The organism is Variovorax sp. VaC1, assembly GCF_043658315.1.
Taxonomy (GTDB): domain Bacteria; phylum Pseudomonadota; class Gammaproteobacteria; order Burkholderiales; family Burkholderiaceae_C; genus Variovorax.
In genome coordinates, this window is record NZ_JBIGLT010000005.1 from 340,745 (window position 1) to 351,602 (window position 10,858).

Below are 10,858 nucleotides of genomic sequence, written 5' to 3' on the forward strand. Positions count from 1 at the left end.
CCGTTTGAGAGAAAGAAAAAATAAGGCCGACATCTGCCGGCCCCATGCTTCTTCGATGGCCGTGGGCCCGCGTTGTCGCTAGACGTTCAGCATCGCGATGCCTTCGTCTTCCATCACCTGCAGCTGCAGGAACACTTCACGCTGTCGCGCACGCGGAATACCCAGGCGCCTCATCGCCACGTCGACCGCGCCGAAGTCGAGCCCCTGGAACCACGCGCCCGCTGCCCCCGCGACGACCCGCCACTGCGTTCGGCAGGCATGGAACACCTCGAATGCTTCCTGGTGCTCCGGCCATAGCTCGAAGGGTGGCGGGCCGCCGCCGCTGGCTGTCGAAGAGACGAGCTTCTTCGGGTCGAGACCGAGCGACGCGCACTGGCTGCGGAGCTCGTCGTCCAGCTCGTCGTGGACGCGATGCTCTGCTCCGAGCACAAGGCGCGCGGCGCCTCTCAGTTTTTTACCGCGGCCGGGTAGGCGTGCTCGAAGTAGCTGTAGGCAATGGCGGCTTCGAAGCCGGTCCATTCCTCCACCGCCGCGGCGCGGTTCTCGGCCGTGCAGATGTAGGGCGCGCCGTCGTCGCCTTCCAGGTCCTTCCAGTCGGCCAGCACCATGTCGAGCAGGTCCTTGTCGGTCAGGGTGCGGGCTTCCAGGCGCGATTGCAGCGTGTCGTTCTCGCTCTTGGTCAGACGCTTGAAGACGGCACTGAACCGCACCTCTTCGACCTGGCCGTCACCGGGCACGCGCATCAGCACCGGTGCGACGAAAGTCGGCTTGACGGCGATCTTGAGTTTCTGGGGCATCTCTGTCTGTTCCTCTGTGGTGTGGTGGTGCCGGTGACGAAGCTCAGCGAACGACGATCGACCACTCGTCGTTGCCCGCGCCGGTGGGCACGAACTCGAGCGGCACGGTGGTCATCTGCACGCCGTCGACGTCGCTGAAGGTCGGCTTGCCGATCTGCGCGCGCGGCGACAGGAACTCGACGACGTTGCTTGCGCCCTGGCCATGCTTGAGCGCCAGGTTCACGCGCTGGCTGGCACGCGCCATGCCGATCCAGTCCTTGGTGGCGACCGAGGTGTTCTCGAAGGTGACGGAGCCGGTCGACACGCGCGCGGTGATGTCGACGGCATCGACGGTCATCAGGTCGCGCTTGACGACGGTGTTGCCGGCGTCGAAGGCGAAGGCGTTGGCGGCCACGCCGAGGCCGTCGAGCGTGAGCGTGGTGTTGGCCTTGTTCACGCCCAGCGGGTCCATGAACTTGGTGTAGTCGGCCACGGGCAGCGGTGCGTCTTCGGCGGGCACGAACAGGCCGGTGAACTCGAACTGCCACTTCGGAATGCCCTTGGCATTGATGGTGGCCTTCACGTTGCCGTGCGCGTCGGTCATCTTGTAGACGGTGCCGTCGACGTTGCCGTAGATGGTGAGCGACTCCAGCGCATCCGTGGCCGGCGTGAAGGTGGTGCTGACGCCCGCGGCGGTGTTGACGGCGATGGCACAGCCGCGCATCAGCGCGGCGTAGCCGGGCACGTCGCCCGCTGCTGCAACGCCGGCGATCTCGACCGAGAAGGCGATCTTGCTGTACTGCGTGACCAGCACGGAGCCGCGCGAGCCAAAGTACGGGCGCACGTTGTCGCGCTGGACGACGTCGCCTTCGATGGGGGTCAGCGTGACTTCGCTGACCAGGATCGCATTGGCCGCGCCGGTGGGCAGGGCGTCGGTGCCGCGTGTCGTTTCAGCCTTGGCCAGGATGGCCATCTTGCGCATGAGTTTTGCCATGTCGGCGTTCTCCGTTGGTGGTTGGTTGGGTTGTCGAAAAAAGAAAGAAAAGACCTGCTCGCTGGCAGTCAGAGGTAGCGCCAGGTCCGCAGCTGCAGCGCGACGCCATGACAGCGCACACCGCAGAAGCTGACGAGGCCGGTGCCGTCGACCTGCACGCCGTCGGTGCGCTTGTCGTCGGTGAGCGGTCCGGTGGCGCATGCGCCGCCGAAGGTGAGGTCGGCGCGCACGGCGTCGCGGATGTCTTCGATGAGCGCGTCGAAGACGTGCTCCGAAGCCGCGGCGTCGTCGAACGCGAGATAGCCGTGCACGGTCCAGCTGTCGACGCTCATCGTGCGGCCGCTGTTGACGCTGCGCTCTTCGGTGGCGGTGCGGCGCAGCCACCAGCCGCGCAGTTGCTGGCCACCGCCCGGCAGGTCATGCAGGAAGAGCGCACGCAGCGCGGCTTCGTCGGCCAGGGAACGCTCGCGATCGTGAACGCGGCCGATCTGCGGCACGGCGTTCAGCGTCTGCACGATGGCGCTGCGAAGGGTGTCGAGACGGCTCATGCCTGGGCTCCGTTCGTTGGGTGCGAGGACTGGCGCTTGCTGTTGAGGAAGTGCATCGATCGCTTCGTTGATGGGTGAATGAATGGGTGGGTGAGTCGGTGTATGAACTTTCGCGGCGAAGGCCCGATGGGCTGAGGCCGACATCCGCCGGCCCCTCGCGTCAATTGACACCGGGCCCGTTGCGAAACCACTGCTTGACGGCCTCTGCGAGCAGCGCCGTGCCGATGGCCATCGCGCCGCCCGATGCGGCACCGAACACCGCGGCGCGCTGCTCGACCGAACGCAGCCGGCCATCGAGTGCGTCGAAGCGGGTGTCGAAGCCGTCCATGCGGCGGTTCTGCCGGTCCTGTCCGTCCTTCAGGGCCTGCACCAGGCCGTGGATCTGACCGAGCAGCAGCAGCTCTTGCGTGCGTTCGTGGAGGTCGCTCATGGGGCGGGTCTTTCTGTAAGGAACTCGATCAGCGCGCGGTGCCGGAGCCGGTCCACGGCGCAAGAGCGGGCGTTGATGTCGTGGTTGGTCCAGGCGTCGTCGACCGTGAGGCCGGCATCAGCAGCACAGGCTTCGCTGGAGGTGTCAGCAAGTCCGCAGGCACCCGCGGGTACGTCGGTGCCCGCAAGGGCGCTGTTCCACAGCCAGACAGCAGCAAGGCTGAGGCGATGAGGGCCGCCGACAGCGTCGCGCTGTGCGTCGCCAGGCGGCGCAGCATCCGCATGCGGTCCGGGCGCTGCAGACGGCGCAGCACCGGCAGGCCGCTGAGCGCGGCGATCAGGAACAGCAGGAGGAAGGACAAGAGAAACGCGCTGACGTAGATCATGGGTCGGGCCTTCGAGGGAGAGATAGCGGGCCTGCAAGGCGCTCGCGCCGAGCTGGTATTGCGCCGACGCGGCACGGCCGCGCTCGTACTCGGCCTGCAGGTCTTGCGCGAGTTGCGTTGCGCGCTGCGCTTCTTTCTGCTGCCAGAGGGCGCGCTCCTGCATGCGGCCGGCGCCGTGCAGCGCGAACCCTGCGGCCGCGAGCAGCAACGCCATCACGACACCGGCGAACAGGCCCAGCCAGAGCCTTGCTGTGAGGTTCATGGCGCGTTCCCCATGCACTGCGCATGCAGCTTGAGGCGGTCTTTCCAGATACCGGCACAGGTCTTGTTGCCGGGCGCCGAGCAGTCGGTCTTGCCCACGTACTTCCAGCCGAGGATGGCGTTGCACGCGCCCGCGTAGTCACCGGCGTTGAGCCGCTGCACGAGCACCGACGTGCGGCCCTTCTGGCCGCCGGTGCAGAAGTTGGACGCGCCGATGTTGTAGGCCAGGCTCACGTACGCGTCGTACTCGTGCTGGTGCAGTGGCACCTTCACGCATTGCTTGATCTCGCTCTCGTAGGCCTGCACGTCGCGCAGCGCGCGCTGCAACGCGGGCACGGGCGTGGTGGTGTCGCCCATGCGCACGCCGCCGGTGGTGCCGAAGCCGATGGTCGGCACGGCCGTGCCGTGCACGGGGTCGGGGTACGCCTTGTCGCTGTAGCCTTCGCGCGCGACGATGCCGATCAGCCCCGCCGCGCTGAGCGCGAGCACGGCGAGCAATTGGCGTGGTGCCTGGCCCCGCTCACGCGCGCGGCGCGCATTGAAAAGGAAGGTTCGAGAGGTGTCTTTGCCCATGACCCGAATGGTCGGGCGAAGGGCTCAAATGACTGAGGCCGACATGAGCCGGCCCCTTTTTTTCAGGGCGCGTCGTGCCCCGTAATCCGTGTCTTGCGACGCCTGTCGCGCAGCCTCAGATTTCGCCGCCGTGCCAGACGACGCGGCCGCTGATGTGCAGCTCGGCGGCCTGGTCGGCGCTCAGCACCTGCGGCTTGTACGCGGGGTTGTAGCTGATGATCTGCAGCCCGCCGGTGGAGAAGTCGCGCTGCAGCACCTTCACGTAGTCGTGGCCGTCGAGCTGGATGACGTACACGCCGTCCTGGTCGAGCGACTTGGTGGCGGTATCGACCAGCAGGATGTCGCCGTTGTTGATCTTGTCGGCCATCGAGTCGCCGCGCGCGTGGACGATGCGCGCATGCGCCGGCTTCACGCCCTTGCGCGCCATCCATGAACGGCTGAACGCGAAGCGGCCCATGTGTTCCTGCGAACCGTTGATGGCGCCGCTGCCGGCGCTCACGCGCACGTCGAGCAACTCGACCAGCACGAAGACCTCGTCGTCCAGCCCGCTCGACAGTTCGCTCGGCGGGTTGGCAGGCTGAAACGGGTTGAGCTCGGAAGGATCGACCCCCAGCGCCAGCGCCATCACGTACAGCTGCTCGAGGCTGGCGTCGCTCACGCCGCGCTCGATGCGGCCCACCGTATTGAAGTGCAGCCCGCTGCGCTGGGCGAGGTCGTCGATGGTAAGCCCCTTCTGCTTGCGCAGGTCGCGCACCCGCGCGCCTTGCGCGAGGGCCAGCTCGCCCACGCGGGCCTTCACCAGGGTGTCGTCGGGCGGAGTGTTGATTTGCGACGTCACGATAACTTTGATTTGTGCGAACGCGCACATGCTAGACACACAGAGGTCTTTTTACAACCCATCTTGTGTCTGGCAACGTGTAAATGTTGGTTTTTATGTTCTTCACAGTTGCAAAAACCTGTTTGATGTGCATAATCGAAGCCATAGACACAAAACAAGATATTTTGATGGCTTGGCACCCTGTTCAGGTTAAAGAAGCACTGCAAATGAGTGAAACCAACCCATCCAAGTTGGCAAAAGAACACGGATACGCGCATTTCGATGCAGTTCTGCACCGTCCGCGGGTTGCCGTGCAACGGTCCCTGGTCCGCCCCTCAAGGTTGGCGCACCGCGGGCAAGACGAAGAAACAGGGATGTTTGAAGAGTGCCCGAAGAAGGTTGCGGCCTTCACCGGGCAGGCCAATGAACCGGGCAGTGCCACAAGCGAGGAGAAACGTACGGTGAAAAAGAGCTTTGTCGAAACCGCTGGCCGCGTGCGCCCGGCAGGAGGCGTGTGATGGAAAACAGCACATCCGAATGGTTCGTCGCCAAGGCGCTGATGGCGCTGGCAGACCGCCGCGCCGAAGCGGCCCAGGGCGAAACGAGCACGCCCACCGCCGCCCCCGATGCGGTCGTGCGCCACGCAGATCCGTTCGCCACCCGCCTGTGGAACCTGCTGCGCATCCGCCGCGCGCTGACGGCCGACGAAGCCGCCGCGCTGCTGCTGGCCGACACCGACGACGACATCGCGCTGGGCCGCCGCCAGGCCGGTGCGCTCATGCTGTCCTGGTCGCGGCAATGCCCGCAGGCTGTGCGCGTCGATGCCCGCCGCGTGGATGGGCTGAAGCGCTACGCCCTGTTGCGCGACATCGGTGCCACGCCGCCTGTGCCGCACGGAGGCGCTCGATGACCAGTGCGGCCGAACCTTGCACCACTTCTTATATGAGCGAGCCCTGGTTCGCCCTGCTGCGCAACGCCTGCGCCGAACGCAAGCGCTCCGAGGTCGCCGCGCAACTGCACCTGAGCCCCGCCGCGGTGAGCCAGGTGCTCAACGGCAGCGGCAAATACGGGGCCGGCAAGGCCCGCACCGACCGCATCGCCCGCCGGGTGCTCGACACCTTCGGCGGCCCCGCAACGAACGAGGAAGACGACGCATGAAGACGACACCCGATTCCCCACTGGCCGGCCAGGTGCAGCGCGCCGTTGCCACGCACCTCGAAGCGCACGAGGCCGCCTCCGCGAAGGAGCTCGAAGGCATGCTGGCCCGGTGCGTCGAGGGCTACCAGCCCGAACCCGGCGGCGCGGTGCTGCGCCAGCAACTGGCTAGGCTGGCCGACTGCGGACACGTCCACCGCGTGACGGTCGGCGGCCAGTCGCGCTGGAAGCAGGGCCCCGGCCCGCTGGCCGCACGCATCGCGGCGGCACGCCGGGTGCTGCGCCTGGACACCAGCGTCTACACGCCCGAAGTCACCACGGTCGTTCGCCCCGGCGCGATGGACTTCGCCCGCATCCCGAGCCTGCTGCTCGGCCACCGCAGCGGCTACTGGGGAACCTCGCGATGAGCGGCGGCACGCCGTCCATCGCCACCGCCCGGGCTCCTGCCCGGCAAGTGCAACGCCGCCGACAACGTCAACGCCTGAGAGGACACACCATGCAAGAAGCCGTCGCACACCATCCTGGTTACTGGAAAGACGCCACCCATGGCCGACGCATGGGCACGCCTGAATTCGCAAGCCCCGTGTCGCCGCCATCCCGCGACATCGCGCCGCCACCACCTTCGCCGTCGCAACGAGGCACCGGCCTGCGGCAGGCCGCTGCCGCGCTGGCCACCGAACTGCTGCCGCCCCGGCTGCGCGAGTTCGTGCGGCTGATCGGGCTGCCCGCCACCTTGCGGCTGATCGAGCGCTATGGCGGCCTGCGGATCTACATCCCCGCGCACCCGGCACCCGACCATCCGTTCGCGGGGCTGATCGGCCTCGACAAGCTGCGCGCGCTGAGTGCGGAGTACGCGGTCGACGGCACCGGCCTGCGCTTCGTGCTGCCGAAGGCACAACGCGCCTTCGACGCCATCCGCAACGAGCAGATCCGCACGGACTTCAGCACCGGCAAGTCGGTGCGCGCGCTGGCGGCAGAACATCAACTGGTCGAACGGCAGGTGGCGCGCATCGTCGCGGACATCGCGTTCTAGAACCAGTGGCGGGGCCTCGCGCCGCGTGTGCGTGCGCGGGGCCCGTGGGCTGTGGCCCGTTCGTTACTTCGCCTGCAGCAGCGCGCCCGCTTCGAGCAGCACCAGTTCGTTGTCGTCCGCCTTGTTCGGCTCGCGGCTGCTGGAGAAGGGCAGGTTGTTGTCGTTGCCCACCACGATGTGCGTGGCATCGACCACGTCGACGTTCTCGATCGTGAAGAACGGGAACTTGAGCACGCCGTCGTTCAGCGGCTTGCGCGCGAGCTTGTTCGGATCGGCGATGTTCAGCAGGTCGATGTAGCCGATCTTGCGCACCGGGCCGCCCACGTTCGCATCGGTCAGCTCGACCTTGTAGACGCGCTTGAACCTGGCGATGTCATGGAAGCAGTCGGTGCGCTTCTGGCCTTCGGGGCAGGCCTTGTCGGGCGTGCCTTCGCCGTTGTCGCGCTCGATGATAAGGCCCGCGGTGCCGTCGATCATGTTGAAGTCGCCGATGGCGTTGCCATTCGCTTCGAGCACGTACTTCCAGTGGCGGCCCGTCCACTTCTCGGTGGCCACGTCGAACTCCAGCACGCGAAGCGCTTCCTTGCCTTCGACCTTTTCGTAGTCCTTGGCCTCGGCGTTCCACACCGGGCCTTCGAGCAGCGCATAGAGCTTGCTGCCGTCCTTCGACGCGGCCATGCCCTCGAAGCCCTTGGAGCGCTTGACCTGGAACTCGACCGCACCGCCCGGTGCGCCCGGCGTGGTCACGGCCGGATGGTCGGGCGAGCGCACGGCCTTGCCGTCGACCAGCGTGTCGAACACGGCGAGCACCTTGCCCTTGAGGTCGGCCTTGATGAGGAAGGGGCCGAACTCTTCGCCGATCCACAGCGCGCCGCCGGCAAACTGGAAGCTCTCGGGGTCGAAGTCCGAGCCCGTCAGGTAGCGCTGCTTGGTGCCTTCGTGAACGATGCGAAACGGCACCTTCTTGTCGGGGTCGTGCAGAAAGATCGTGTTCAGGCGATTGAACTTGCCGCTCTTGAAGTCCACCTTGTAGTGGCTCAGGTAGAGCATGAAGTCGGGCGAGTTGGCCTTGGTGCCCGCGCCGTTGTCGGTCAGGATCCAGAAGCTGTCGTCGTCCATCTTCTTGATGCCCGAGTGGCCCTGCAGCGGCTGGCCCTTGAAGGGCAGCGACACGCCGGTGGGCCGTCCGGCCGACAGGCCTTCGACGCTGCCCACCGCCTCGACGCGCTTGGGCGTCGTGAACTTGCCGCTGACCTGCAGGTCGGCCGGTGCGTCCTTCGGTGCGGCCACGAAGCTCTGCGCGGGCAGCACGGCGTGGCCGGCGAGCGTGGAGGGGAAGGCGGTCTGGGCCGTCACGCTGCCGCATGCAAGTGCGGCGGCAAGGGCGATGAAAGAGAGGGAGGCAAGGCGCGTCATGTACGGGAAAGGTGTCAAGTCGAAAACGCGTGACCATGCCGGGAGGGCATGACGCAGCCGTGACATCCTTTCAGGTCAAGGTGCGATGTCGACCGTGACCTCGCGCGACTCCGCGCGCCCCTGGTCATCGACCGCGCGCAGCACATAACGCCGGCCCGATTCCGCAAGGTCGGGCATCCACGTGATGCCTTCGCCCGGTGCGGCACGGCCGATCAATGCATCGTCGGCAAACCAGTAGATCGTCTGCGTGCCGGCCGCGGCCTCGGCGCGCAACACCAGGGGCTCGGGCTTCTTCACGCGCAGCGTGTGGCGCACGCCGCGCAGCGGCGAGGTGATGAGCGGCGCGCTCTCGGGCGCGTTGCCATCTTTCTCGCAGCCGTCGGCCGGTGCGCTCGCGCGCGGCAGGCCGGCCTGGCGGAACAGGCGGCGCATGTCGCTGCCCCATTGCTCCACCACCTGCTGGCGCGCGTTCGGCTGCGGGCCGCAGACCACCTTGCCCGTCGTCTCGTCGACCCACACCGCGCGGTGCAGGTTGCTGACCTGGATCGGCGACTTGCCGGCGATGAACCACGTGGTGGTGCGCACCGGGCACAGCGCATCGGGCAGGCCACCGGTGGCGGCACAGACCTCGACCTGCCGCAGGTCGGGCGGCTGCCGCGTCGCGACCTCGCCGGGGTCGAGCCGCTCGGCACGCAACGCATCGACCATGCGCAGGAACAGCGGCGCGGCCGCGTCGACACCCACCAGCGCGGGGTTGCTGCTGCCATCGAAATTGCCGACCCACACCACCAGCACATGGCGGCCGAACACGCCGGCCGTCCACGCATCGCGAAAGCCCCACGAGGTGCCCGTCTTCCATGCGATGGCGGGGCGCGCGGGCAACGTCGTGTCGGGGCGCGGCGTGTGGCGCAGCATGTCGAGCGTGATGAACGATGCCTCTTCGCTCAGCAGGCGCAACGGCTGCGCGGGCCGCTCGTCGGGCGCGGGCTGCGTGTAGCGGATGGGCTGTGAGATGCCGCCGTTGGCCAGCGTGGCATAGAGGCCCGCCAGCTCTTCGGGCGTGACCTCGCCGCCGCCCAGCACCAAGGCCAGGCCGTAGTGCGATTCGCTCTGCAGCTTCTGCACGCCCGCGAGCCGCATGAAGTCGTAGAGCCCCGGCTTCGAGAGCTTCGCCGCCACGGCCACGGCCGGAATGTTGCGGCTGCGGATCAACGCATCCTGCGCTGACAGGGGCCCGGCGAAGCGATGGTCGAAGTTCTCGGGCGTGTAGGGGCCGAAGGAGGTCGGTGCGTCCTTCAGCATGGTCTTCGGATGCAGCAGCCCCTGGTCGAGCGCCAGCGCATAGATGAAGGGCTTGAGCGTGGAGCCCGGCGAGCGCTTGGCCAGCACGCCGTTGACCTGGCCCGCGATGGCGTCGCTGCGGAAATCGGCCGAGCCGATCATCGCGCGCACCTGCATGGTCGAGGCGTCGAGCAGCAGGGCGCTCGCGTTGGTCATGCCCACGTCGGCGTGCGTGCGCAGGTACTGGGCCATCACGCGTTCGAGCGTGGCCTGCATGCGCAGGTCGAGGGTGGCGTGCACTTCGAGCACGCCGCGCTCCTGCGCGAGCAGCATGTCGGTGGCGTGCGGCGCAAGAAAGGGGAGGCTTCCGCGCGACTGCGCCGACAGCGCGAGCTGTGCATCGGGCGCATGCTGCTTTGCAGTGGGGTCGCGCTCGGCCCACAGCGCCCACAGGCGTTCGCGCGCCGCCTGCAGCTCGGCATTGCGGCCGCGCTCGGCGATGCGCTTGACGGGGTTCTGCGGAATCACCGCGAGCGTCAACGCCTCGGGCAGGCTGAGCTTGGCGGCGTCCTTTCGAAAGTAGATCAGGCTCGCGGCCTGCACGCCTTCGATGTTGCCGCCGTAGGGCGCGGTGTTGAGGTAGGCCTCCAATATCTCGCGCTTGCCGAAGCGCGCTTCGAGCCACAGCGCCGCGCCGATCTGCGCGATCTTGCCCATGGCAGTGCGGCTGTCGATGCCATAGACGCGCCGCGCGAGCTGCATGGTGAGCGTCGAGCCGCCCTGCCGACGCTCGCCACTGGCAATGCGCCATGCACTGCGCACCAGCGCGGCGGGGTTGACGCCGGGGTGCATGTAGAAGCGCCGGTCTTCATAGAGCAGCACCGCGTCGACCAGCGTGGGCGAGATGCGATCGAGCGGCACCCACAGCCGGTATTGCTCGTCGCCCGCGAGCGTGAGGCGCAGCAGCTCGCCGCCCTGCGCGTACACAGCGCGCGAGCTGCCGATGGTTTCGCCGAGCGGCGCGTGCGGCCACAAGCGCAGCAGCGCGAGCAACACGACGACGACTGCGAAGGCGATGACCGTCTTCCTCCCTCTCCCTTTGGGAGAGGGTTGGGGTGAGGGCGGCAACGACGGATCGGGCACGGTGGTCATGGTGGCGCTGCACCCTCACCCTGGCCCTCTCCCGCAA

At 67.5% G+C, this 10,858-nt stretch carries 15 protein-coding genes; 5 read left to right on the forward strand and 10 right to left on the reverse strand.

Annotation, left to right across the window (positions count from 1 at the left end):
• Positions 1–78: 78 nt before the first annotated feature.
• The 8 genes from ACGLHS_RS21600 to ACGLHS_RS21635 form a co-directional block, all read right to left on the reverse strand.
• On the reverse strand, positions 79–429 hold the full coding sequence (locus tag ACGLHS_RS21600; RefSeq protein WP_394483084.1) for a DUF1799 domain-containing protein: 351 nt from the start codon (positions 427–429) through the stop codon (positions 79–81).
• A gap of 17 nt (positions 430–446) precedes the next feature.
• Positions 447–797 carry a hypothetical protein gene (locus ACGLHS_RS21605; RefSeq protein ID WP_093242402.1) on the reverse strand — a complete coding sequence of 117 codons (351 nt, stop codon included), beginning with the start codon at positions 795–797 and terminating at the stop codon, positions 447–449.
• Between the two features lie 43 nt (positions 798–840).
• Positions 841–1,770, reverse strand: coding sequence for a hypothetical protein (locus ACGLHS_RS21610; RefSeq protein ID WP_394483087.1), 930 nt, complete (start codon positions 1,768–1,770; stop codon positions 841–843).
• Between the two features lie 68 nt (positions 1,771–1,838).
• On the reverse strand, positions 1,839–2,318 hold the full coding sequence (locus ACGLHS_RS21615; protein WP_394483089.1) for a hypothetical protein: 480 nt from the start codon (positions 2,316–2,318) through the stop codon (positions 1,839–1,841).
• A 160-nt stretch (positions 2,319–2,478) separates the two neighbouring features.
• Positions 2,479–2,748: a hypothetical protein gene (locus ACGLHS_RS21620; RefSeq protein WP_256327358.1), complete on the reverse strand. Its 270-nt coding sequence runs from the start codon at positions 2,746–2,748 to the stop codon at positions 2,479–2,481.
• Complete coding sequence (locus ACGLHS_RS21625; RefSeq protein ID WP_394483091.1) at positions 2,745–3,395, reverse strand: hypothetical protein; 651 nt, start codon at positions 3,393–3,395, stop codon at positions 2,745–2,747. The genes ACGLHS_RS21620 and ACGLHS_RS21625 overlap by 4 nt, the downstream gene beginning before the upstream one ends.
• A complete protein-coding gene (locus tag ACGLHS_RS21630; protein ID WP_394483093.1) occupies positions 3,392–3,967 on the reverse strand; it encodes a lysozyme in 576 nt (191 codons plus the stop codon). Before ACGLHS_RS21630 ends, ACGLHS_RS21625 begins: the two co-directional genes overlap by 4 nt.
• A gap of 115 nt (positions 3,968–4,082) precedes the next feature.
• Positions 4,083–4,805, reverse strand: coding sequence for an XRE family transcriptional regulator (locus ACGLHS_RS21635; protein WP_394483095.1), 723 nt, complete (start codon positions 4,803–4,805; stop codon positions 4,083–4,085).
• An 83-nt stretch (positions 4,806–4,888) separates the two neighbouring features.
• On the opposite strand from ACGLHS_RS21635, the gene ACGLHS_RS21640 reads away from it, so the two are divergent.
• The 5 genes from ACGLHS_RS21640 (at position 4,889) to ACGLHS_RS21660 (ending at position 6,972) form a co-directional block, all read left to right on the forward strand.
• Entirely contained in the window at positions 4,889–5,302 is a 414-nt protein-coding gene (locus ACGLHS_RS21640; RefSeq protein ID WP_394483097.1) for a hypothetical protein, read from the forward strand.
• Positions 5,302–5,694 (forward strand): hypothetical protein, encoded by a 393-nt coding sequence (locus ACGLHS_RS21645; RefSeq protein ID WP_093242387.1) that lies wholly within the window; start codon positions 5,302–5,304, stop codon positions 5,692–5,694. The genes ACGLHS_RS21640 and ACGLHS_RS21645 overlap by 1 nt, the downstream gene beginning before the upstream one ends.
• Before the next feature lie 32 nt (positions 5,695–5,726).
• Complete coding sequence (locus tag ACGLHS_RS21650) at positions 5,727–5,942, forward strand: hypothetical protein (RefSeq protein WP_394483099.1); 216 nt, start codon at positions 5,727–5,729, stop codon at positions 5,940–5,942.
• Complete coding sequence (locus ACGLHS_RS21655) at positions 5,939–6,346, forward strand: hypothetical protein (protein ID WP_093242380.1); 408 nt, start codon at positions 5,939–5,941, stop codon at positions 6,344–6,346. Before ACGLHS_RS21650 ends, ACGLHS_RS21655 begins: the two co-directional genes overlap by 4 nt.
• 89 nt (positions 6,347–6,435) lie before the next feature.
• The gene (locus ACGLHS_RS21660) at positions 6,436–6,972 is read left to right on the forward strand and encodes a Mor transcription activator family protein (protein WP_256327355.1); all 537 of its coding nucleotides are present in this window, start codon (positions 6,436–6,438) and stop codon (positions 6,970–6,972) included.
• A gap of 63 nt (positions 6,973–7,035) precedes the next feature.
• On the opposite strand, the gene ACGLHS_RS21665 is transcribed toward ACGLHS_RS21660, so the two are convergent.
• Both ACGLHS_RS21665 and pbpC read right to left on the reverse strand, forming a co-directional pair.
• The gene (locus tag ACGLHS_RS21665; RefSeq protein WP_394483102.1) at positions 7,036–8,388 is read right to left on the reverse strand and encodes an esterase-like activity of phytase family protein; all 1,353 of its coding nucleotides are present in this window, start codon (positions 8,386–8,388) and stop codon (positions 7,036–7,038) included.
• A 75-nt stretch (positions 8,389–8,463) separates the two neighbouring features.
• Positions 8,464–10,821 carry a penicillin-binding protein 1C gene (gene pbpC / locus ACGLHS_RS21670; RefSeq protein ID WP_394483104.1) on the reverse strand — a complete coding sequence of 786 codons (2,358 nt, stop codon included), beginning with the start codon at positions 10,819–10,821 and terminating at the stop codon, positions 8,464–8,466.
• Positions 10,822–10,858 lie beyond the last annotated feature (37 nt).

Excerpts from the sequence above, each read along its gene's own strand:
- ACGLHS_RS21605 (WP_093242402.1), bottom strand. The coding sequence starts at position 797 with ATGCCCCAGAAACTCAAGATCGCCGTCAAGCCGACTTTCGTCGCACCG.
- ACGLHS_RS21610 (WP_394483087.1), bottom strand. The coding sequence starts at position 1,770 with ATGGCAAAACTCATGCGCAAGATGGCCATCCTGGCCAAGGCTGAAACG.
- ACGLHS_RS21615 (WP_394483089.1), bottom strand. The coding sequence starts at position 2,318 with ATGAGCCGTCTCGACACCCTTCGCAGCGCCATCGTGCAGACGCTGAAC.
- ACGLHS_RS21620 (WP_256327358.1), bottom strand. The coding sequence starts at position 2,748 with ATGAGCGACCTCCACGAACGCACGCAAGAGCTGCTGCTGCTCGGTCAG.
- ACGLHS_RS21625 (WP_394483091.1), bottom strand. The coding sequence starts at position 3,395 with ATGAACCTCACAGCAAGGCTCTGGCTGGGCCTGTTCGCCGGTGTCGTG.
- ACGLHS_RS21630 (WP_394483093.1), bottom strand. The coding sequence starts at position 3,967 with ATGGGCAAAGACACCTCTCGAACCTTCCTTTTCAATGCGCGCCGCGCG.
- ACGLHS_RS21640 (WP_394483097.1), top strand. The coding sequence starts at position 4,889 with ATGTTGGTTTTTATGTTCTTCACAGTTGCAAAAACCTGTTTGATGTGC.
- ACGLHS_RS21645 (WP_093242387.1), top strand. The coding sequence starts at position 5,302 with ATGGAAAACAGCACATCCGAATGGTTCGTCGCCAAGGCGCTGATGGCG.
- ACGLHS_RS21650 (WP_394483099.1), top strand. The coding sequence starts at position 5,727 with ATGAGCGAGCCCTGGTTCGCCCTGCTGCGCAACGCCTGCGCCGAACGC.
- ACGLHS_RS21655 (WP_093242380.1), top strand. The coding sequence starts at position 5,939 with ATGAAGACGACACCCGATTCCCCACTGGCCGGCCAGGTGCAGCGCGCC.
- ACGLHS_RS21660 (WP_256327355.1), top strand. The coding sequence starts at position 6,436 with ATGCAAGAAGCCGTCGCACACCATCCTGGTTACTGGAAAGACGCCACC.
- ACGLHS_RS21665 (WP_394483102.1), bottom strand. The coding sequence starts at position 8,388 with ATGACGCGCCTTGCCTCCCTCTCTTTCATCGCCCTTGCCGCCGCACTT.
- pbpC (WP_394483104.1), bottom strand. The coding sequence starts at position 10,821 with ATGACCACCGTGCCCGATCCGTCGTTGCCGCCCTCACCCCAACCCTCT.